At 72.6% G+C, this 20,596-nt stretch carries 23 protein-coding genes; 12 read left to right on the top strand and 11 right to left on the bottom strand.

Annotation, left to right across the window (positions count from 1 at the left end):
• Positions 1 to 5 precede the first annotated feature (5 nt).
• The 9 genes from AVL61_RS02790 (at position 6) to AVL61_RS02825 (ending at position 9,413) form a co-directional block, all read left to right on the top strand.
• Positions 6 to 932, top strand: a complete 927-nt coding sequence (locus AVL61_RS02790; RefSeq protein WP_058872833.1) for an alpha/beta hydrolase — start codon at positions 6 to 8, stop codon at positions 930 to 932.
• 112 nt (positions 933 to 1,044) lie between these two features.
• Positions 1,045 to 1,764, top strand: coding sequence for a GAF and ANTAR domain-containing protein (locus AVL61_RS02795; protein WP_058872834.1), 720 nt, complete (start codon positions 1,045 to 1,047; stop codon positions 1,762 to 1,764).
• 192 nt (positions 1,765 to 1,956) lie between these two features.
• Positions 1,957 to 3,024 (top strand): FAD-dependent oxidoreductase, encoded by a 1,068-nt coding sequence (locus AVL61_RS02800; protein WP_058872835.1) that lies wholly within the window; start codon positions 1,957 to 1,959, stop codon positions 3,022 to 3,024.
• A gap of 32 nt (positions 3,025 to 3,056) precedes the next feature.
• On the top strand, positions 3,057 to 3,197 hold the full coding sequence (locus AVL61_RS17740; RefSeq protein ID WP_157571263.1) for a hypothetical protein: 141 nt from the start codon (positions 3,057 to 3,059) through the stop codon (positions 3,195 to 3,197).
• Between the two features lie 438 nt (positions 3,198 to 3,635).
• The gene (locus AVL61_RS02805; RefSeq protein WP_408669407.1) at positions 3,636 to 4,946 is read left to right on the top strand and encodes an ABC transporter substrate-binding protein; all 1,311 of its coding nucleotides are present in this window, start codon (positions 3,636 to 3,638) and stop codon (positions 4,944 to 4,946) included.
• Positions 4,947 to 4,949: 3 nt separating this feature from the next.
• The gene (locus AVL61_RS02810) at positions 4,950 to 5,939 is read left to right on the top strand and encodes a carbohydrate ABC transporter permease (protein ID WP_058872837.1); all 990 of its coding nucleotides are present in this window, start codon (positions 4,950 to 4,952) and stop codon (positions 5,937 to 5,939) included.
• Entirely contained in the window at positions 5,936 to 6,877 is a 942-nt protein-coding gene (locus AVL61_RS02815) for a carbohydrate ABC transporter permease (protein ID WP_058872838.1), read from the top strand. Before AVL61_RS02810 ends, AVL61_RS02815 begins: the two co-directional genes overlap by 4 nt.
• The gene (locus AVL61_RS02820) at positions 6,874 to 8,343 is read left to right on the top strand and encodes a GH1 family beta-glucosidase (protein WP_058872839.1); all 1,470 of its coding nucleotides are present in this window, start codon (positions 6,874 to 6,876) and stop codon (positions 8,341 to 8,343) included. The genes AVL61_RS02815 and AVL61_RS02820 overlap by 4 nt, the downstream gene beginning before the upstream one ends.
• Positions 8,343 to 9,413 (top strand): LacI family DNA-binding transcriptional regulator, encoded by a 1,071-nt coding sequence (locus AVL61_RS02825; RefSeq protein WP_058873209.1) that lies wholly within the window; start codon positions 8,343 to 8,345, stop codon positions 9,411 to 9,413. Before AVL61_RS02820 ends, AVL61_RS02825 begins: the two co-directional genes overlap by 1 nt.
• 90 nt (positions 9,414 to 9,503) lie before the next feature.
• Here AVL61_RS02825 and AVL61_RS02830 read toward each other — a convergent pair whose 3' ends face one another.
• Both AVL61_RS02830 and AVL61_RS02835 read right to left on the bottom strand, forming a co-directional pair.
• Positions 9,504 to 9,809 (bottom strand): hypothetical protein, encoded by a 306-nt coding sequence (locus AVL61_RS02830; RefSeq protein ID WP_157571264.1) that lies wholly within the window; start codon positions 9,807 to 9,809, stop codon positions 9,504 to 9,506.
• An 80-nt stretch (positions 9,810 to 9,889) separates the two neighbouring features.
• Positions 9,890 to 10,387 (bottom strand): DedA family protein, encoded by a 498-nt coding sequence (locus AVL61_RS02835; RefSeq protein WP_058872841.1) that lies wholly within the window; start codon positions 10,385 to 10,387, stop codon positions 9,890 to 9,892.
• Positions 10,388 to 10,582: 195 nt separating this feature from the next.
• Between AVL61_RS02835 and AVL61_RS02840 the strand changes: the two genes are divergently transcribed.
• Positions 10,583 to 11,014 carry a hypothetical protein gene (locus tag AVL61_RS02840; RefSeq protein WP_058872842.1) on the top strand — a complete coding sequence of 144 codons (432 nt, stop codon included), beginning with the start codon at positions 10,583 to 10,585 and terminating at the stop codon, positions 11,012 to 11,014.
• A 54-nt stretch (positions 11,015 to 11,068) separates the two neighbouring features.
• Here AVL61_RS02840 and AVL61_RS02845 read toward each other — a convergent pair whose 3' ends face one another.
• Positions 11,069 to 11,665: a LysE/ArgO family amino acid transporter gene (locus tag AVL61_RS02845; protein ID WP_058872843.1), complete on the bottom strand. Its 597-nt coding sequence runs from the start codon at positions 11,663 to 11,665 to the stop codon at positions 11,069 to 11,071.
• Positions 11,666 to 11,735: 70 nt separating this feature from the next.
• Between AVL61_RS02845 and AVL61_RS02850 the strand changes: the two genes are divergently transcribed.
• Complete coding sequence (locus AVL61_RS02850) at positions 11,736 to 12,623, top strand: LysR family transcriptional regulator ArgP (RefSeq protein WP_058872844.1); 888 nt, start codon at positions 11,736 to 11,738, stop codon at positions 12,621 to 12,623.
• A 94-nt stretch (positions 12,624 to 12,717) separates the two neighbouring features.
• On the opposite strand, the gene AVL61_RS02855 is transcribed toward AVL61_RS02850, so the two are convergent.
• The 8 genes from AVL61_RS02855 to AVL61_RS02890 all read right to left on the bottom strand — a co-directional run bounded on the left by AVL61_RS02855 (position 12,718) and on the right by AVL61_RS02890 (position 18,928).
• Complete coding sequence (locus AVL61_RS02855; RefSeq protein WP_058872845.1) at positions 12,718 to 12,990, bottom strand: antibiotic biosynthesis monooxygenase; 273 nt, start codon at positions 12,988 to 12,990, stop codon at positions 12,718 to 12,720.
• Between the two features lie 84 nt (positions 12,991 to 13,074).
• Positions 13,075 to 13,503, bottom strand: coding sequence for a DUF1801 domain-containing protein (locus AVL61_RS02860; protein ID WP_058872846.1), 429 nt, complete (start codon positions 13,501 to 13,503; stop codon positions 13,075 to 13,077).
• A gap of 94 nt (positions 13,504 to 13,597) precedes the next feature.
• Positions 13,598 to 14,860: a glycerophosphodiester phosphodiesterase family protein gene (locus tag AVL61_RS02865; protein WP_058872847.1), complete on the bottom strand. Its 1,263-nt coding sequence runs from the start codon at positions 14,858 to 14,860 to the stop codon at positions 13,598 to 13,600.
• A gap of 193 nt (positions 14,861 to 15,053) precedes the next feature.
• Positions 15,054 to 15,416, bottom strand: a complete 363-nt coding sequence (locus tag AVL61_RS02870; protein ID WP_058872848.1) for a DUF202 domain-containing protein — start codon at positions 15,414 to 15,416, stop codon at positions 15,054 to 15,056.
• A gap of 13 nt (positions 15,417 to 15,429) precedes the next feature.
• Positions 15,430 to 15,810, bottom strand: a complete 381-nt coding sequence (locus tag AVL61_RS02875) for a YidH family protein (RefSeq protein WP_058872849.1) — start codon at positions 15,808 to 15,810, stop codon at positions 15,430 to 15,432.
• A gap of 63 nt (positions 15,811 to 15,873) precedes the next feature.
• Positions 15,874 to 17,091: a cytochrome P450 gene (locus tag AVL61_RS02880; RefSeq protein ID WP_058872850.1), complete on the bottom strand. Its 1,218-nt coding sequence runs from the start codon at positions 17,089 to 17,091 to the stop codon at positions 15,874 to 15,876.
• 26 nt (positions 17,092 to 17,117) lie between these two features.
• Positions 17,118 to 18,128, bottom strand: coding sequence for a PDR/VanB family oxidoreductase (locus AVL61_RS02885; RefSeq protein ID WP_082696917.1), 1,011 nt, complete (start codon positions 18,126 to 18,128; stop codon positions 17,118 to 17,120).
• Between the two features lie 11 nt (positions 18,129 to 18,139).
• Positions 18,140 to 18,928 carry a coniferyl-alcohol dehydrogenase gene (locus tag AVL61_RS02890; RefSeq protein WP_058872851.1) on the bottom strand — a complete coding sequence of 263 codons (789 nt, stop codon included), beginning with the start codon at positions 18,926 to 18,928 and terminating at the stop codon, positions 18,140 to 18,142.
• Between the two features lie 226 nt (positions 18,929 to 19,154).
• Here AVL61_RS02890 and AVL61_RS02895 point away from each other — a divergent pair, with 226 nt between their 5' ends.
• A complete protein-coding gene (locus AVL61_RS02895) occupies positions 19,155 to 20,531 on the top strand; it encodes an aldehyde dehydrogenase family protein (protein WP_058872852.1) in 1,377 nt (458 codons plus the stop codon).
• Positions 20,532 to 20,596 lie beyond the last annotated feature (65 nt).

Raw genomic sequence — 20,596 nt, forward strand, 5'->3', positions numbered from 1 at the left:
AGCGGATGAGCATCAGCATGGCCGTGACGTCCCGGGCCGTCCGCCTGCGCACGCGCCTGCAGCCGTGGACCCCGGTGGAGCAGCTGCACGGACGCCGGTATCCGGAGCCGGCCAGGGTCCCGGCCGGCCTGCGGCGCTCGCACGCCGTGGAGCGCACCGAGGTGGCCGGGCGCCCGCTGCTGCGGCTGACCCCGCGCGCCGGGGCGGACGGGTCCCACCTGATCTACCTGCACGGCGGGGCGTTCGTGAACCCGCTGCTGCCGGCGCACTGGTGGATCGTCCGCGAGCTCGTGCAGGACACCGGGACCACGGTCACGGTCCCGCTCTACCGGCTGGCCCCGGAGGGCCACGTGGACGAGGGCTACGACTTCCTCGCCGCCGCCTGGGCCGATCTCGTGGCCCGGCCCGGCACGGATCGGGTCGTGGTGGCAGGGGACTCCGCGGGCGGGTGCCTGGCGATCGGGCTGGCCATGCGCCTGCGGGACGCCGGGCAGCGGCTGCCCGACCACGTGGTGGGCTTCTCCCCGGCGGTGGACGTCTCCGCCACACATCCGGCCGTGCGGGAGATCGACCCGCACGACCCCATGCTGAGCACCGACCAGGTGGTCCCCATGGCGGCGGCCTGGGCGCGCGACCGCGAGCTCACGGACCCGCTGGTCAGCCCGCTCTACGGGGACGTGGCCGGGCTGCCGCCGGTGCACGTGGTGCAGGGCGGCCAGGACATCCTCGCCGCCGACGCCCTGGCCTTCGCCCGGGACCTGGCCCGGGCGGGCAACGCCGGGAAGCTGCTCTACGAGCCCGGCGCCTTCCACGTCTACGTGGGGGCCTGGTGGACCCCGGAGGCCCGGCGGGCGGTCCGGCACGTGCGCTCCCTGCTCCGGGTGCCGTCCCCGGCGGTGGACCGACCGGGGACGGGCCCGTCCCGGGCCTGAGAATTCCGCCCCGGCGAGGCAGCGGGAAGACGGTGGTGAGGCATCATGGAAGCCTGTGCTTCCCGGGTGCGGTGGAAACCCATCCGGTGCCGTGGCGAGGAGAGGATCCCCCGTGGAATCCGAGGTGTCGTCCATGGAGCTGACCACTGCGATCGCCCACGTGCAGCGGATGCTGCTGGACGCCCCGGCGGCCACCGCCGCGGTGGCCCAGCTGGCCGAGGTCGCCCGCGATCTGATCCCGATGGCCACCGGGGCCGGGGTCACCCTGGTGGACGAGCACGGGCGGCCGAGGACCACCGCGGCCACCGACCCGGCCGTGGAGGCCCTGGACCGCCTCCAGTACGAACTGGGCCAGGGACCCTGCCTCACGGCGTGGGACACCGTGAGCATGCAACGGGTGGACGACACCGCGGAGGACACCCGGTGGCCGGACTGGGCCAAAGCGGCGGTCGCCACCGGGCTGGGCTCGGTGCTCAGCACTCCGCTCGTCTTCCGCGGGCAGGAGGTCGGGGCGATCAAGGTGTACGCCTCCGGCCCCCACGCGTTCACCGAGCACGAGGAGCACCTGCTGGACCTGCTCGCCGGAGCCGCGGCCACGCTGCTCGGGGCGGCCCAGGAGCCGGGCGAGATCCACCGGCTGTCGACCTCGCTGACGTCCGCGCTGGCCGACCGGCAGGTGATCCTCATTGCGGTGGGGATCCTCATGGAACGCCACCAGATCGACCGGGAGGCGGCGCACCGGCTCCTGCTCGCGGAGACCCGCCGGCGGAAGATGCCCGTCATCGTCCTCGCCGCGTGCGTGGCGGGCCACGCCGACGACCCGCGGCTGTAGAGGGTGCCAGTGGTGGACGAGGTGACGGTCACCAGGGCGCCGGCGTGCGGCCGGTGCCGGAGCGCGGCTCCGATCCCTTCCCGCAGCCGGCACCCCGCCGGCGCCCCGCCGGTGCCCGGGCCGCGGCCGGAATAGTCCGGGGCCGTCACCCGTTCCGCAATTGGTGATACATCAACCAAGGAGGGGCGTGGCATGCGGGTCGTGGTCATCGGGGCGGGGCAGGCCGGACTCTCGGCCGCCCACCACCTGCAGCGCCGGGGCCTGGTCCCCGAGGAGGACTTCGTGGTCCTGGACGCCAACCCCGGGCCCGGGGGAGCGTGGCGGCACCGCTGGCCCTCTCTCACCTTCGGCGGCGCGCACGGGATCCACGACCTGCCCGGGCTGCCCCTCGGGGAGCCGGACCCGACCGAGCCGGCCTCCGCCGTCGTCGCCCGCTACTACGGCGAGTACGAACGCCGCTTCGGGCTCCCGGTCCACCGCCCCGTCGCGGTGCGCCGGGTCGAGGCGGAGTCCGACGACGGACCGCTCGAGGTGGTCACGGACGCCGGCACCTGGCGGACGGACCTGGTGATCAACGGCACCGGCACCTGGGACCGCCCGTACTGGCCGTACTACCCGGGGCGGGAGTCCTTCCGGGGGCGCCAGCTGCACACCCACGACTTCCGGTCCGCGGAGGAGCTCCGCGGCCGGCACGTGGTGGTCGTGGGCGGCGGCACATCGGCAGTGCAGTTCCTGCTCCAGCTGGCGGAGGCGGGCGCCACCACCACGTGGGTCACCCGCCGGGCGCCGCGCTTCACGGACCGGGAGTTCGACCCGGACTGGGGGCGGGACGTCGAGCGCCGGGTCGGCGCGCGGACCCGCGCGGGGCTGCCGCCGGCCAGCGTGGTCTCGGCCACCGGCCTGCCCCTGACCCCGCAGTACCGGGCGGGGATCGACGCGGGGATCCTCGTCTCCGCGGGACCGTTGCGGGCGGTGACGCCCGAGGGCGTCCTGCTCGCCGACGGCCGTGCGGTCCGGGCGGACGCGATCCTGTGGGCCACCGGGTTCCGCCCCGCCCTCGACCACCTGTCCCCCCTGGGGCTGCGCGAACCGGGCGGCGGCATCCGCACGGACGGGGTGCGGGTGCTCCGGGAGCCGCGGGTGCTGCTGGTCGGCTACGGCGCCTCGGCCTCGACCCTCGGCGCCACGCGCGCGGGACGGGCGGCCGCCCGCGAGGCGGTGCGGCTGCTGTCCACGGCTCCGGCCGGGGCCGTAGGCTGAGGGCACCAGCCCTCCCGACGAAGGAGCCCCCAGTGAGCGAGCAGCCGACCTCCGGCCCGGATCCCATCGAGGACGCGGCCTCCAACGACGACGCCGACATGTCCACCGAGATGACCCCAGTGCCGCACGAGCACGGGGACGCCAAGAACGAGGAGTCCGACCAGCAGGACTGAGCCCGTTCCGGGCCCCGCGGTTCGAGGCGGGCCCCCGGTCACGGTGGAGCACGGACGAGCCCCGGCGCAGCGGTGCGCCGGGGCTCGCGCATGGGTGCCGGGCGTTCCGTTCCCGTCCCGCCCGCGACGTGACGCGCGCTCGGGACGCCGGATCCCTGCTGCCGGCACGGGGAAGTGCGGGTGGTCGGACCGATATGCGCGGTGGGAGCGGTTCCATATGCAGACCGTGCGGAACGGCCCTGCCAGAGCTTCTCCCTCTATCAATATCTATCGTCATAGGTCAATTCTCGTGCTTGACAATGTGGTGCACCTCACGCACAGTAGGCACACGGGTGAGAGCGCTCCCACACAGTGGGCGCCGCTGTCGACCGGCACGTGCGGGGCCGCGGGAAGCAGCCTGTGCGCCGTCCGGTGCCGGCAGGACCCGTCCCGTTGACGATGAAGGAGTCACCTGTGCGCACCAGAGCACGCACCACCGCCCTCTCGGCCGCAGCGGCCTGCCTGACCCTGACGCTGACCGGCTGTGGTGCCGGGGCCGCCTCCGAGGACGCCGGGGTGGACGGCGAGACCGGCACCGAGGACGTGACCCTCACGGTCGCCACGTTCAACGAGTTCGGCTACGAGGAGCTCTTCGAGGAGTACGAGGCCGAGAACCCGAACGTGACCATCGAGCACAAGAAGGCCGCGACCTCCAACGAGGCCCGCGACAACCTCACCACCCGCCTGGCCGCGGGCTCGGGCCTGTCCGACATCGAGGCCATCGAGGTGGACTGGCTGCCCGAGCTGATGGAGTACCCGGACCAGTTCGCCGACCTGACGGACCCCGAGGTCGAGGGACGCTGGCTGGACTGGAAGACCGAGGCCGCCACCACGACCGACGGCCGGCTGATCGGCTACGGCACCGACTCCGGCCCGGAGGCGGTCTGCTACCGCGCGGACCTCTTCGAGGAGGCGGGCCTGCCGAGCGACCGCGAGGAGGTCGCCGAACTGCTCACCGGGGACTGGGAGAACTACTTCTCGGTGGGCCGGGACTTCGTGGCCCAGAACGAGGACGTGGCCTGGTACGACTCCGCCGGGGCCACCTACCAGGGCATGATCAACCAGGTCCAAAACGCCTACGAGGAGGAGGACGGCACGGTCATCGCGGCCGAGAACCCCGAGGTGAAGGCCGTCTACGAGCAGGTCCTGGAGGCCTCCACCGAGGACGACCTCTCGGCGCACCTGGGCCAGTGGAGCGACGACTGGGCCGCCGGCTTCCAGTCCGACGCCTTCGCAACCATGCTGTGCCCGGGCTGGATGCTCGGCATCATCGAGGGCAACGCCGCCGGCGTCGAGGGCTGGGACATCGCCAACGTCTTCCCCGGCGGCGGGGGCAACTGGGGCGGGTCCTACCTGACGGTGCCCACCCAGGGGGAGCACCAGGCCGAGGCGAAGAAGCTGGCCGACTGGCTGACCGCCCCGGAGCAGCAGGTGCAGGCCTTCACCGCGAAGGGCAACTTCCCGAGCCAGGTCGAGGCGCTGGAGAGCGAGGAGCTGCTGAGCCAGACGAACCCGTTCTTCCGCGACGCGCCCTCGGGGGAGATCTTCGCCGAGCGCGCCCAGGCCGTGGAGGTCACCCCGTTCAAGGGGCCGAAGTACTTCCCGATCAACGACGCCATGCAGCAGGCCCTGACCCGCGTGGACGTGGACCGCACCGACGACGCCGCCTCCTCGTGGGACAAGTTCGTCACCGCGGTGAACGCGCTCTGACCCGTGGCTGTCACCGATCTCCGACCTGCGCCCCCCGCCCGGCAGCGCCGGCCGGAACGGCCCCCGAAGGCCGTCCGGCGCCTGGCGTTCTCCCAGCGGATGTCCCGGTGGGACGTCAAGCTCTCGCCCTACCTGTACATCTCGCCGTTCTTCGTCCTGTTCGCCCTCACCGGGCTGTTCCCGCTGCTCTACACCGCGTGGGTGTCCCTGCACGACTGGGACTTCATCGGCGGGCAGGGCACGTTCACCGGCCTGGAGAACTACCAGTTCGTCCTCGCCCAGCCGTTCTTCTGGAACGCCCTGGGGAACACGTTCAGCATCTTCGTGCTCTCCTCGGTGCCCCAGGTGGTCCTCGCGCTGACCATCGCCGCGGCCCTCGACGCGAACCTGCGCGCCAGGACCTTCTGGCGGATGGGCGTGCTCGTCCCCTTCGTGGTGGCGCCCGTGGCGGTGGGCCTGATCTTCAACAACCTCTACGCGGACCAGTTCGGCCTGGTCAACGAGCTGCTGACGAGCGTGGGGCTGGACCCCGTCCGGTGGCACTCCGAACCCCTGGCCAGCCACTTCGCCATCGCCACGATGGTGAACTTCCGCTGGACCGGCTACAACGCCCTGATCTTCCTCGCGGCCATGCAGGCGATCCCGCGGGATCTCTACGAGGCGGCGACGATCGACGGCGCCGGGCGGCTGCGCCAGTTCCTGTCCATCACCGTGCCGATGCTCCGGCCCACCATCATCTTCGTGGTCATCACCGCCACCATCGGCGGGCTGCAGATCTTCGACGAGGCCCGGGTCTTCGACCAGTACGGCCTGGGCGGGGCGGACCGACAGTGGCAGACCCTGACCATGTACATCTGGGAGCTGGGCTGGGGCCAGCGCGACTTCGGAAGGGCCTCGGCCGTCGCCTGGCTGCTGTTCCTGCTGATCGTGCTGATCTCCCTGGCCAACTTCCTCATCACCCGGCGGATCGCCCACCAGGGAGGCCGAAAATGAGCACCTCTTCCCCCGAAGCACCGCTCGAGCGCATCGCGGGCGGCGACGCCGTGCGCGGCGCCGCCCGCGGCCTCCGCGGCCGGGGCCCCCGCGGACGCGGACGGCGCCCCGGCCCGGGAGCCGGGATGCGCCGGCCCGGGTTCCTCACCTACGGCTTCCTGGGCGCGGTGGTCCTGGGCGCCCTCTTCCCGCTGTACTGGTCCCTGCTGGTCGGCAGCCACGACAGCACCGTGCTGAGCCGGGGCGTGCCGCTGGTGCCGGGCGGGAACTTCCTGGCCAACGCGGCCCAGGTCATGGACAGCATCCCGTTCTGGAAGGCCATGGGCAACAGCGTCCTGGTCTCCACGGTCACCGCGGCGTCGGTCGTGCTGTTCTCCACACTCGCCGGGTTCGCCTTCGCCAAGCTCCGCTTCCGGGGCAGCAAGGGGCTGCTGGTCTTCGTCATCGCGACCATGGCCGTGCCCACCCAGCTCGGCGTGGTCCCACTGTTCATCGTCATGGCGAAGTTCGGGTGGACCGGGTCCCTCTGGGCCGTGATCGTGCCCGGCGTCGTCACGGCCTTCGGGGTGTTCTGGATGACCCAGTACCTGCGGGACGCGCTGCCGGACGAGCTCATCGAGGCCGTCCGGATGGACGGCGCGTCGATGATCCAGGCGTTCTGGCACATCGGCCTGCCCGCCGCCCGGCCGGCGGCGGCGATGCTGGCCCTGTTCACCTTCGTGGCCACCTGGACCAACTTCTTCTGGCCCTTCATCGTGCTGGACCCCTCCAACCCCACCCTCCCGGTGGCCCTGCAGCTGCTGCAGTCCGCGCACTTCGTGGACTACTCGGTCGTCCTGACCGGAGCACTGCTGTCCACCGTCCCGCTGCTGCTGCTCTTCGTGGTCGCAGGCCGTCAACTCGTTTCCGGAATCATGCAAGGAGCAGTCAAAGGATGAGCACCACACCGCTTACGTTCCCCGAGCACTTCGTCTGGGGCGCCGCCACCGCCGCCTACCAGATCGAGGGCGCCGCCCACGAGGGCGGCCGGCAGGACTCCATCTGGGACGTCTTCGCCCGGGTCCCCGGGGCCGTGGCCGACGCCCACAACGGGGACGTCGCCTGCGACCACTACCACCGCTCCGCCGAGGACGTGGCCATGATGCAGGAACTGCACCTGCAGGCCTACCGCTTCTCCACGTCGTGGGCGCGGTGCGTGCCGGACGGCGTCACGCCCAACCCCGAGGGCATCGCGTTCTACTCGCGCCTGGTCGACCAGCTCCTCGAGGCCGGGATCCAGCCGTGGCTGACCCTCTACCACTGGGACCTCCCGCAGGCTCTCGAGGACCGGGGGGGCTGGACGAACCGGGAGACCGCCCACCGGTTCGCCGAGTACGCGGCCGTCATGCACGAGGCCCTCGGGGACCGCGTGCGGATCTGGACGACCCTCAACGAGCCGTGGTGCTCGGCCTTCCTGGGCTATGCGGCCGGCGTGCACGCCCCGGGCCGGCAGGAGCCGCGGGCGGCGCTCGCGGCGGCCCACCACCTGCTGCTCGGGCACGGCCTGGCCGTGCAGGAGCTGCGGCGGCGCGACCCCGAGGCCACCCTCGGGATCACCCTGAACCTCACGGTGCCCGATCCGGTGGACCCGGCCAGCGCCGCGGACCGGGACGCCGCCCGCCGCATCGACGGGCAGTTCAACCGCATCTTCCTGGACCCGCTGTTCCGGGGGAAGTACCCGGCCGACGTCCTCGAGGACGTGCGCCACCTCGGCCTGGCCGACCACGTCCGGGAGGGCGACCTCGGCGTCATCGCCGCACCGCTCGACGTGCTGGGCATCAACTACTACCACGGGGAGGCCCTGACCACGGCCGCGCCGGACGCCCCCTCCGCGCCGGAGGGCCACACTCCGCCGAGCCGTCCCGTCTCCTCCCCGTACGTCGCGGCCGACGGCGTGCGCTCGGTGCCGCGGGGCCTGCCGGTCACCGGGATGGGCTGGGAGGTGCAGCCCGAGGGACTGCGCCGGCTGCTGAACCGGGTGCAGCAGGAGTACACCGGTCCCGCCGGCATCCCCGTGTTCATCACGGAGAACGGCGCGGCCTACGACGACGCCCCCGACGCCTCGGGGTTCGTGGACGACCAGGACCGGCTGCACTTCTTCGACGCCCACCTGCGGGCCGTCAAGGACGCCATCGACGACGGCGTGGACGTGCGCGGATACCTCGCCTGGTCCCTCATGGACAACTACGAGTGGGCGTGGGGCTATCACCAGCGCTTCGGCCTGGTCCGGGTCGACTACGAGACCCAGCGCCGCATCCCGAAGGCCAGCGCCCGCTGGTACGCCTCCGTGGCCGCGGCCAACGCGGTGCCGGCGGCGGCCTCCCAGGAGCCCGCGACGCCGGCGGGTGTCGTATCGTCTGCATGATGAACACTGAGCGGATCCGGCCGGGCCACGCCGGCGCGGGGCGGTCCAGCCCCACCCTGGAGGACATCGCCACTGCGGCGGGCGTGTCCCGGTCGACCGCCTCCCGCGCCATCAACGGCGGGGACCGGGTCAGCCCGCAGGCCCAGGCGGCCGTGGACGCCGCCGTCGTCGAGCTCGGCTACACGCCCAACCGCGCGGCCCGCAGTCTCGTCACCCGGCGCACCTCCTCGATCGCGCTGGTCATCCCGGAGCCGGACATCCGGATCATGGCGGACCCGTTCTTCGCCGTGATCATCACGGGCATCACCGACGCACTCCGGGAGACCGACGTGCAGCTGGTCCTGCTCATGTCCCGCATCGGGGACGACTCGGGACGGGCGCTGCGGTACCTCCGCGGCGGCCACGTGGACGGCGCCATCGTGGTCTCCCACCACGAGGCCGACCCCTGGTCCACGTCCCTGCCGGGCACGGGCCTCCCCACGGTGTTCGTCGGACGCCCCTGGGACGCCCAGCCGGGCGTCACCTACGTGGACACCGACAACTACCAGGGCGGCCGGCTGGCCGCACGGCACCTCGCGGCGCAGGGCCGCTCCCGGGTCGGTACGGTCGCCGGCCCCCCGGACATGACGGCGGCCGCGGACCGGCTCGCCGGGTGGCGGGAAGGACTGCGCGAGGCCGGTCTGCCCGAGGGACCGGTGGCGCACGGGGACTTCACCACGGCCGGCGGCAGGGCGGCCGCCCTGCGGCTCCTCGAGGAGGCTCCCGAGCTCGACGGCGTCTTCGCCGCCTCGGACCTCATGGCCCTCGGGGTCATCGAGGCCGTGCGCGAACAGGGCCGGTCGGTCCCCGAGGACGTCGCGGTGGTCGGCTACGACGACCACGCCCTGGCGGCGACCGCCGTGCCTCCGCTGACGACCGTCACCCAGCCCATGCAGGCCATGGCCGCCAAGGCCTGCGAGATGCTGCTCGAGGAGATCGACACCCCGGGGGTGCACCCGGCGCCGTGCGTCTACCCTGCCCAGCTGGTCGTGCGGGAGAGCAGCGGCGCAGCGCCGGCCCCCGCCTCCTGAGCGGGCAGGGTGCGGTCCGGGCGCGGCGACGTCCTCGTGCCCGGACCGCGGGCGGACCGTGCCCGGGGACGGGCGAGCGGGTCCCCCCGGTCAGGCGGCCGTCCCGAAGAGCGAGGCGCGGAGCTGGGACAGCGGCGGTGCGTGCTCGGCCAGCTCCTCGAGGTAGCCGAGATCGTCCAGGTCGCCCAGGGCGGCGGCGAGCTCCTCGCGGGTCAGCTGGGTGTTCTCGGCGACGGCGTCGAGGGCGGGGGCCTCCTCGGCGGTGACGTGCTCGGCCAGGGCGTCGAGGACGACCACGGCGTCGACGCTGACGTGCTCGTCGTGGATGGCCTCGGCGAGCAGTCGCTCGGCGGCGTAGAGCGGCGCGGCGAACATGTGGGGGACCGGGGTGTGCATCGAGGACTTCACTGCCGGAACACTACTCCGGGTTCATAAGAGTTCGCTGAGACGGCACGGGCCGCCGCGGGCCCAGGGCATCACCGGGAGATCGGCAGCGTCCCGTCGCGGCGCTCGCCGTGGGCCCGGCACCGCGCCCGGAGGGTCCGGCCGAGCACCAGCAGGAGCACGACGACGACGATCGGCGCGACCACCCACGGCTGCTCCAGCCACGCCCAGACGACCGCCATGCCCACGGTGCCGTAGACGACTCCCCAGATGAGGGTGCCCACGAGCATCGCGGGGATCCAGCGGCGCAGGGGCATGCCCGTGACGGCGGTGGTGAGGATGACGGCGGTCTGCAGGCCCACGGTCAGGAAGCACGCCGGGACGGCCAGGACGCCCCAGCGGTGCACGAGCTTCTGGGCCCGCCGGTAGACAGCGGTGTCCATGAGCCCGCGGACGCGGTCGGAGCGCCGGCTCCCGCCGGTGGCGGCGGCGCGGCCCAGGGCGAAGATCATGGTGGTCCGCACGACGGCCCCGGCCCAGAAGAACAGGATCGCGGCGCCGAGGGGGAGGGACTCCAGCCAGGCCTGCACCCGTCCAGTCTAGGGAGGGGCCCTGACACCCGCTGACGACAGGTTGTCACTGCGAGCGGGGTCCGCCCGGGCCGGGGAGGGGCGGATCCGGCCCGCCGAGGAGGGTCGGCTCCGGTCCCGCCGCGGCGGCCGGGGGTACTCTCGCCCTACGTCCGGCCGGCTCCGCAGCGCCGGAGACCCGACCGAGGAGGACGCATGAGCGTGGAGATCGACGAGCACGGGACCGTGACCGCCAACGGACGTCCCGTGGACTACGCGACGGCCTACGCCTGGTGCGTCGACTCGCCCGAGACGATCACCGAGCTGGTCCAGGACACGAAGGCCTTCGCCACGGTGATCGCCGCCGCCGAGCACGCCGGCCCCGAGGAGCAGGCCGAGGCCGTCCGGCAGGCCTTCGTCGCGGGCGTGCCCCGGGAACCGGGCGCCTCGTGGACCGACGCGGTGCCGCCGGAGCCGGCCACCGGAGAACCGGCCGCCGACGAGCCGACCGCCGGAGAGTCGACCACCGACGAGTCGACCACCGACGAGCCGACCACCGATGCACCTTCCGCCGATGCACCGTCCACCGGGGAGTTCGGTCCCACGGGCGGCGACCCCGTCCCGACGTCCTCGGGACCGGAGTCCTGACCGGGCCCGCAGGAGCAGGAGCGCCGGTGGGCCGGGACGGTGGCCTCAGCCCCGTCAGCCCCGGACCAGGTTGACGGCCAGGGCGAGCATCACCAGCCCGATCACCAGGTCCACCACCCGCCAGGTGCGCGGGCTGCTGAGCACTCCGGACAGTGCCCGGGCGCCGTAGCCCAGGGCCGAGAACCACACGACGCTGCCCACCACGGCCCCTGCCGCGAAGACCCACCGCGTGTCGGGGCCGTGCTGGTTGGCGAGGCTGCCCAGCAGCACCACGGTGTCCAGGTAGACGTGGGGGTTGAGGTAGGTCAGGGCCAGGGTGGTGGCGACCACCGATCCGCGGGACCGCGGGGCCTCGGCGGTCAGGGACGACGGCTTCACGGCGGAGACGAAGGACCGCACGGCCCACCACGCCAGGTAGGCGGCGCCGCCCCACCGCAGGACGTCCAGGACCCCCGGGAACCGGGACACCAGTGCTCCGATCCCGGCGGTGCCGCCGAGGATCAGCACCGCGTCGCTGACCATGCACAGCGCCACCACCACGCCCACGTGCTCGCGCCGGATGCCCTGGCGCAGCACGAAGGCGTTCTGCGCGCCGATGGCGATGATCAGTGCCAGGCCGCTCATCAGCCCGGTGCCCCAGATGCTCCACATGGCCTCGACGCTAGTGAGCCCCGCGGGTTCAGACAAACGAATGATTTGACGGGTGCGTTAGCTTTGCTTCATGAACCTCGAGCACCTGCGCGCCCTGACCGCGATCGTCGACGAGGGCACCTTCGAGGCCGCGGCCGACGCCCTGCGGATCAGTCCCTCGGCGGTCAGCCAGCGGATCAAGGCCCTGGAGACCTCCGTGGGGCAGGTCGTGGTGCGCCGCGGCGTGCCCTGCGTCCCCACCGAGGCGGGAGCCGTGCTACTGCGCACCGCCCGCCAGATGCAGGTCCTCGAGGCGGAGGCCCTGCACGCCCTGGGCCACGGCGCCTCCTCCCGGACGGTCACCCCGGTGGCCGTCAACGCCGACTCCCTGGCCACCTGGTTCGTGCCCGTCCTGCACGAGGCCGCCGGCTGGTCGGACACCACCCTGGACCTGCACGTGGAGGACCAGGACCACAGCAGCCGGCTCCTGCGCCAGGGCGACGTCATCGGCGCCGTCACCTCCGATCCCGCGCCCGTCAACGGGTGCCGGCTCGAGCGGCTGGGGTTCATGCGCTACATCCCCGTGGCCGCCCCCGCACTGCGGCGGCGGTTCAGCACCGAGGCCGGCGTCGACTGGGCGGCCATGCCCGTGCTCCGGTTCAACGCCAAGGACGACCTGCAGCAGCACGCCCTGCGCGTCCGCGGCGTCGACCGGCTCCCGCCCACGCACACGGTCCCGTCCGCCGAAGGGTTCCTCGCCGCCGTCCGGGCCGGCCTGGGCTGGGGCATGCTCCCGGAGCTGCAGCTGGGCACGGACCTCGCCGACGGGTCCCTGGACCTGCTGGAGGACCACGCGCACCACGACGTCGCGCTCTACTGGCAGAGCTGGACCCTGGACTCGCCGCGGCTGCACCGCATCACCGAGTGCGTCCGCCGGGTCGGCCGCGCGCACCTGCGCGGCAGGGACCAGGACGGCTGAGCGGCTGCGCCTCCCGCGGCGCGGACCGCCTCGACGGCGGCGGCCGCGCCGTCGGGATCGGGGTCGCACTGGTGCGGCGGCGGGGACGGACGGGTCAGGCGTCGTACTGCGCGAGGGGGTCGACCTTCACCGGCGGCTCGCGGAGCGCCAGCTCCCGCGCGATGGCCGGGATCTCGGGATCGGCGAGGAACCCCTGGTAGTCCTCGAGCTCCCAGTCGAAGAGGACCCACACCCGGTGCGGGTCATCGGGATCCCGGAACACGTGGGCGCCCCGGCACCCGTGCTGCCTCCGCTTCTCGACGCCGATGGTCGAGAAGGTCCTCAGGAACTGATCGAGGTCGGCGACCTCGGCGACGGTGGCGAACACGGCCCTCTCACCTTCTCCTGCGGGGGGGACCGCTGCCGGGGTGCCCGAGCGCGGGCGGCCCCGGGGCTCGGTCCGGCGGTCCGGCTACATCTTCTCGCCGGGCAGCCCGGCGGCCTGCTCGATCCAGGACCGCAGCCGGGCCTCGTCCAGCTCGTCGGTCTCACGGATGTCGAGGTAGCGGACCTCAGGGTGCTTGGAGGCCTTGGGCGGCGGCGGCTCCAGTGCGGCTCCCTTGAAGAACTGCACCTGCACGTAGTGCGTGTAGCACCGGAAGGCCAGGAACCAGCCCTCGTCCTGGAGCCCGTAGAACGGCTGGTTCCACTTCACGGCCTTGTGCACCTGGGGGACGGCGCGCACGATCAGGTCGTCGAGGCGCCGGCCGAGGTCCCGTTTCCACCCCGGCATGGCCGCGATGTACTCCTGCACCGGGCCGTCCCCCTCGCCCTTGGGGATCTGGGGGTTGCCTCCCGAGAGCAGCTTCGGTCCCGCGTCGTCCTGGTTGCGGTCGGTCATCGGATCACGCCCCTCGAAACGGTTCGTGGCAGCCGCCGAGCTGTTCCGCAGCTGCCTCGACGCCACCCAGTGTAGTCCCGGGGTCCGCCTCGGCTCAGTTCGCGAAGACGTCCTGGAGCCTGTCCTCGTCGGTCCACAGGGCGACGGAGTCGCCGCCGTTGTTGAGCACGGACCCCGTTCCGCCGTTGTAGTAGGCGCTGCCGGTGTCGGTCCCGGGCCCGGTGTGCACGCGCAGCTGCGCGCCCGGGGCCAGGGCGTAGCCCTCGCCCACCACCAGGGCGTTGTTGGCGGCGTCCCGCAGGAGCCATCCGCTGACGTCCACGGTGCGGTTCCCGGTGTTGGTGAGCACCACGTGCTCACCGGTCTCGGGCTGGACGTCGTTGCCCGGGACGTCGTTGACCGCGTCGGTGATCTGCACCCCGTGGTCGGCGGGGTAGGGGTCCTGCCCGTCGAGGTAGCGGTCGGTCTGGATCGGGAAGTCCCCGGTGATCATGTCCACGCCGAGATCGATGACGTGCTGGACGGCCTCGGGCGAGTTCACGGTGTAGACCCCCAGATCCAGGCCGGCGGCGTCGACGCGGGCGACGCCCGCGGCGTCCAGGGCCCGGTAGTTGGTGCCCACGGAGTCCACGAACCCGGCCCACCGTTCCAGCGTCGCGGAGTCGGGAACGGTGCCGGTGAGCTGCTGCAGGGGCACCTCGGGGGCGAGCTCGGCGAAGGTCCGGTTGGAGGTCTCGTCGAAGCCGATGACGGTGACCTTGCCGGCCTCGAGCAGCTTCGCCCAGTCCTGGTCCTGTTCCAGCGCGTCGGCGACGACCTGTTCGATGCCCGGGGAGTGGGTGGGGGACTTGATCTCGATGTAGACGCCGGTGTTGACGGTGGCGATCCTCGCGGCGTCGTCGAGGTGCGGGATCCGCTCGCCGGCGAACTTCCCGTCGAAGGAGGAGCCGGCGTCGAGCTGCTGGAGCTCGGCCCAGGTGAAGGACGTGATCGGGTCGTGCTCACGGCCGGGGAAGACCTCGGCGACGTCCGTGGTGCGTGCCGGGGTGTTGTCGTGGAACAGGAAGGGCACCCCGTCGGCGCTGAGCTGGACGTCGATCTCGAGGTAGTCGACCCCGGCGGCGCGGGCGTCCTTGAACGCGGACACGGTGTTCTCCGGCGCGGTGCCGGCAGCACCCCGGTGGCCGATGACCAGAGGGCGGTCCTGCGTGGTGGTGGAGGCGGCCGGGGGCTCGGCGACGGCGGGCCCGGTGGGGGCGGCCGCAGCGGGGGCCGCCACGCCGAGCAGGCCGGCGGCCGTCAGGGCGCCGGCGGCAGCGGCGTGGAAGGGGCGGAACGCGGGGCGGGGGATGCTCATGGGGGGTGTCTTTCCGGTCGGCAGTGGTGGCACAGCCAGCCAACGGGACGGAGAAGACAGCAGGATCAACGCGAGGTGAAGCGCAGACGAGGTCCGGGCGACGTCGATCCGACGAGCAGGCCGGGCCCGAGCGGTGGGACGAGCGGGCCGGGCCCGAGCGGTGGGACGAGCGGGCCGGGCCCGAGCGGTGGGATCAGGCGAGGACGACCACGACGTAGAGGCCCAGGCAGCCGAGCACGACCGTGGCCGCCGTGACACCGAGCACGCCGCGGACGTCGGCGGCGACGCGTTCGGTGGTGATTCCCGAGGAGCTGCGGGCGTAGCGGGCCCGCTGGGTGAGATAGATCGCCGTGCCGGTGAGGACGGCGACGGCGAAGAGCGCCAGGACGAACGGCCCGTGGTGGGAGACCCAGCGCAGGCAGACGGCGGCGGCGGTGATCAGCGCCAGCACGGTGCGCCCCCAGGCCAGGACGGTCCGTTCGGGCTGCAGGCCGGGGTCGTCGTGCGCCGGCGCCGGTGTCCGCGTGCCCGGGGACTGCGGGGAGGAGCTGATCATCGAGTGGTCCCGGTCAGGTCTGCAGGACGAACACGACCAGGGCCCCGGAGGCGATGGCCCCGCCGATGCCCAGCAGGGGCGCGATCAGCGGCAGCGGCAGGGGCGTTCGGCGTCGCAGGCTGCGCTCCACCCCCACCCAGCGCCAGGCGGCGCCGGCGCTGATGAGCACCCCGAGCAGCAGCAGGACCACGGCCAGGGAGGTGCGCATCGGTTCGGGGAAGAGATCCTCCGTGAACGCCTCCACCGCGATGCCGCCGGCCAGGAACGCCAAGGAGGTGCGGATCCAGGCCAGGAAGGTGCGCTCGTTGGCCAGGGTGAACCGCGGATCCGGTTCCGTCCCGCCGCCCAGCACGCGTGCCGAGAAGCGGGGGCGTTCTGCCACGGACTCATCCATGCGATGCCTCCCCGGCTCGTGCTGGACGCGACGTCCGCGCCCGGGGGACCAGCAGGAGGCGCATCAGCTCGTCCGGGTCAGCGGCGTCAAGCGCAGGGGCATGCGGGCGAAGCCGCGCAGCACGTTGTGGACCCACGGGGAGGGCTCGCCGGTGAGCTCGATCCGGTCCACCCGCTTGGCCAGTGCCTGCAGGACGAGCTCGATCTCGATACGGGCGATCGGCTGCCCCACGCACTGGTGCAGGCCCATGCCGAAGGCCACGTGACCGGAGGCGCTGCGGTCGAGGTCGAAGACGTCGGCGTTCTCACCCCACTTGCGGGGATCCCGGTTGGCCGCGCCCATGAACAGCAGGATCTTCGCGTCCGCGGGGATCCGGACCCCTCCGATCTCGGTGTCGACCGTGGACGTGCGGTGGAACATCTGGAACGGGGACTCGACGCGCAGGGCCTCGTCGACGGCGAACTTGGCCAGCTTGGGGTCGGCCTTGAGCTTCTCCCACTGCTCGGGGTGCCGGGCGAGGCTGTAGAGGGTGTTGCCGATGCCGAACACCGTGGTGTCGACTCCTGCCGAGAGCAGGGCGCGCACCAGCAGGGTGGCCTGCTCCGGGGCGATGCGCCCCTCCTCGGCGACCTTCCAGATGTCGGCGCCCAGACCGGTGATCGACAGGTTCTCGCGGGCGCAGCTGTCCATGATCCAGGCGGCGACCTTCTCGCCCTCGGTGAAGGCCTCCGCGCGGATCTCGTTGTCCGCGCCGAAGGCGTTGAACACCATCGCGCCGTAGGGGAGCAGGTTCTCCCGGCCTTCCGGGCGCAGGCCGACCGCGTCGGGGAACACCTTCAGGGGGTAGGGCTCGGCGATGTCCTTGATGCCGTCGACGTCGCCCCGGGCCACCACCTGGTCGGCGAGCTCCTCGGCGAAGGGGCTGAACTGTTCCCGCAGCCGGCGCATGGTGGACGGGGAGATGACTCCGGCCAGGCCCCGGCGCATCACGGTGTGCGTGGGCGGGTCGGACTCCAGGATCGAGGGCGGGCGCCACTCGGCTTCCTTGCGGATGTCCTTGGGGCCGAGTCCGCCACTGGAGCAGTAGGACTCGAAGTCGGTGAGGATCTCGTAGACCCACTCGTAGCGGGTCACGGCGTAGCAGTCGTACTTCTCCAGCCAGACCACGGGACCGGCGTCCCGGAGCTTCTCGTGCAAGGGGTAGGGGTCGGAGATGTTCTCGACGGAGAAGGGGTCGTCGGGCAGGGACACGGCCTCGTGCCTCGTGGCGGTGACAGTCATGGTGGCTCCTGTGGTGGGTCGGTGGTTCAGAGTTCCAGGGTGAGCTTGCGGCACCCGGCGGCGGCTCGGGAGACGCAGATCATCATGGCGTCGCCGGAGTGCTTCTCCTCCTCGTTGAGGATGGCGTCCCGGTGCTCGACCTCCCCTGACACCACACGGGTCTCGCAGGTGCCGCACACCCCGGCGCGGCAGGAGGAGAGCACGCGGACCCCGTGCTCCTCCACCACGTCCAGGACGGTGCGGTCCGGGGGCACGGTGACGGTCCTGCCCGTGTCGGTCAGCTCCACCTCGAAGGGCTCGGCGCTGGCCCCGGCATCGAGGTTGGCCGCGACGAAGCGCTCCAGGTGCAGAGCACCCGGGGGCCAGCCCATGCAGTAGTCCTCGATCACGCGCAGCAACGGATCGGGACCGCACGCGTAGACGAGCATCTTCGCCCGGGGCAGGGCCAGCAGGCCCTCCAGGTCGATGCGGCCGACCTCGTCCTCCGGGTAGAGCAGGACGCGGTCCCCGTACCTGGCCACCAGCTCGTCGGCGAAGGCCATCGACGCCCGGCTGCGTCCGCCGTAGGCCAGGCGCCACTCGCGGCCGGCGGCCTCTGCGGCCTCGATCATCGGCAGGATCGGCGTGATGCCGATGCCCCCGGCCACGAACAGGTACTTGCGGGAGTCGAGGAAGGGGAAGTTGTTGCGGGGGCCGTTGATGTGGACGGTGTCGCCCTCGGCCAGATCCTCGTGCACGTAGGCGGAACCACCACGGGAGTCCCGGGTGCGCAGCACCGACACCTGGATCCGGCTGCGGTCGGCCAGCGGCGAGCACAGGGAGTACTGGCGCATGTGGTGGGGCAGGATCAGGTCGATGTGCGAGCCGGGTTCCCACTGCGGGAAGTCGGAACCGTCGGGCAGGCGCAGCGTCACGCGGCGGACGCCCTCCGCCACGGTCTCGAGCCGGTCGACGAGGACCTCCTCGACCTCGTGCCGGTAGCCGTTCGCGGGCTGACCCCCGGTGACGGGGCTGGGAACGGTGTTCACGGTGGTCATGATTCCTCCACTCAGGCGGTCACGGACAAGGACGCGGCCACAGCGCGGTGCGCGCTCAGGCCGCCGTCCACGCAGACGTCGGTGCCGTTGATCCAGGCGGCCTCCGGGCCGACCAGGAAACCGATGGTGCGGGCGATGTCGGCCGGCTGACCGGCACGGCCCAGCAGGGCGACGGCGCCCTCGACCTTGTCCCGGCCGTGGTCCGTCTTGAAGTCCTCCAGGATGGGGGTCTGGACGGGACCGGGGCTGACCGAGACGACACGCACCGTCCCCAGGGCGGAGGCGGCGGCCTCCAGGGTCAGCCAGCGGACGCACTCCTTGGAGAACCGGTAGGAGTTGCCGGTGACCTCGGGGTCCGCGCCGGCCAGGTCGAGGGCCGCCTCCCGGTTCTCGGCGGCGGTGAACGCCATGATCTGCTCGCGGCGCTCCGCCCAGCCGCTGGCCACGTTGGAGGCCAGGTTGACGACCACACCGCCCTGGACGAGCTTGGGCAGCAGGGCCCGGGTCAGGTCGCGGACGCCGAAGACGTTGACGGACAGCACGAGGCGCCACGGGGCGGTGCCGGGGACGCCGGCGATGTTGAGCAGGCCGGTGATGCCCTCCGGGATCTGCCCGGCGGCCGCGGCGACGCCCTCGGCCGTGGAGAGGTCCGCCTGGACGAAGGCCCCCGGGAAGTCGGCGGCCGTGTTGCGGTCCACGCCGATCACCTCCGCACCGGCATCGCGCAGCAGGGCTGCGGTGGCAGCACCGATGCCGGAGGCGGCGCCGGTGACGACGAAAGTCTGTCCGTCGAGAGTCATGGACGTGGTCCTTCCAGGAGGGTGGCCCCGCAGGCTCGAGAGGTCCGTCGCGTGCGGTTCGGCTGTTCTCCTCCACTATGTGGCGTGGCGCACCCCGGTTCATCTCTGCTTTTCACTGGGTGGAAGATGGCGTGTGTCCGGTCACAGGGGAGCTCGATGCTGGAGACAGGGAAGTCCGTCCGCCGGCCGGTGGGCACTTCCGGAACACGATCGAGAAGGAGATCCGGTGCCTGCCACCTACGAAGTCATCGACCCGGCCACGCTGGACCCTGTCGGAGAGGTGCCTCTGCACCGGCCCGAGGACGTCGAGCGGGCCATTGCCGCCGCGGCCACGGTCTCCCGCCCCTGGGCCGCGGACCGTGAGGCCCGCCGTGTCGCACTGCGCCGGGCCTCCGAGGCCGTGCTGGCCGAGGCGGACGACCTCGGCCGGATCCTGTCGCTGGAGCAGGGCAAGGTCTGGGCCGAGGCCACCCAGGAGTTCAAGGCCGCGGCGGGGCTGCTGCGCCACTACGCCGACCTCGACTGGGACCTGGTCGAGACGCTGCCCCAGCGCGACGGCCGCTCCGTCCAGGTCCAGTACGCCCCCGTGGGGCTGGTGGGCGCCATCACCCCCTGGAACTTCCCGATCTCCCTGCTGGCGGTGAAGCTGGCCCCGGCGCTGGTGGCAGGGTGCACCGTGATCGCCAAGCCGTCCCCGTCCACCCCGATGTCCACCCGCGCGCTCGCCGAGGTGCTCAACCGGTTCCTGCCCGAGAACGTGCTGCAGGTCGTCACCGGCCGCGGTGTCCTCTCGAAGGCGCTGTCGGAGCTGCCGGGGGTGCGGAAGATCTCCTTCACCGGGTCCACGGAGATCGGCGCCGCCATCATGGCCCAGGCCGCACCGACCGTGAAGAAGGTGACGCTGGAGCTGGGCGGCAACGATCCGGCGATCGTGCTCCCGGACGCGGACCTCGAGCTCACGGCCGCCCGGATTGCCGGTTCGGCCTTCCGCAACGCCGGCCAGGTGTGCATGGCGGTCAAGCGGGTCTATGTCCCGCGTGCGCAGGCGGCGGCCCTGACCGAGGCCCTCGTACAGGCGGTCTCCGCCCTGCGGGTCGGCCACGGTGTGGCCGAAGGGACCACCATGGGGCCGATGCACACGAGCGGACAGCAGCAGCTGGTGAAGGACTACGTGGCGCGGGCCGTGGCCGAGGGCGGGCGCATCGCCCACGGCGGGGACCAGGGCACCGATCTGCCGGGGTACTTCCTCGAGCCGACCGTCGTGGCCGACGCCCCGCAGCACACGGATCTGGTGGCGTGCGAGCAGTTCGGCGCGGCGCTGCCGGTGGTGGCCTACGACGACCTGGACGCCACCGTGGACGAGCTCAACGCCCAGGAGTTCGGTCTGGGGGCCTCGGTGTGGTCCCCGGACCTGGAGCGCGCCCACGAGGTGGCCTCACGGCTCGAGGTCGGCACGGCGTGGATCAACCAGCACACCGTCGTGGAGTTGGACGCCCCCTTCGGAGGGTGGAAGGGCTCCGGCCTGGGGCGTGAGCGCGGCCGGTGGGGGCTGGAGGAGTACCTGGAGCCCCGCACCGTCAACGCCCGCCCGCACGCCGGCTGACGCCGGCGGCACGGACGACGAAGGGGCCCCGCACCGTTCCCGGTGCGGGGCCCCTTCGTCGGACG

The organism is Kocuria rosea subsp. polaris, from assembly GCF_001483755.1.
Lineage (GTDB): Bacteria > Actinomycetota > Actinomycetes > Actinomycetales > Micrococcaceae > Kocuria > Kocuria cellulosilytica.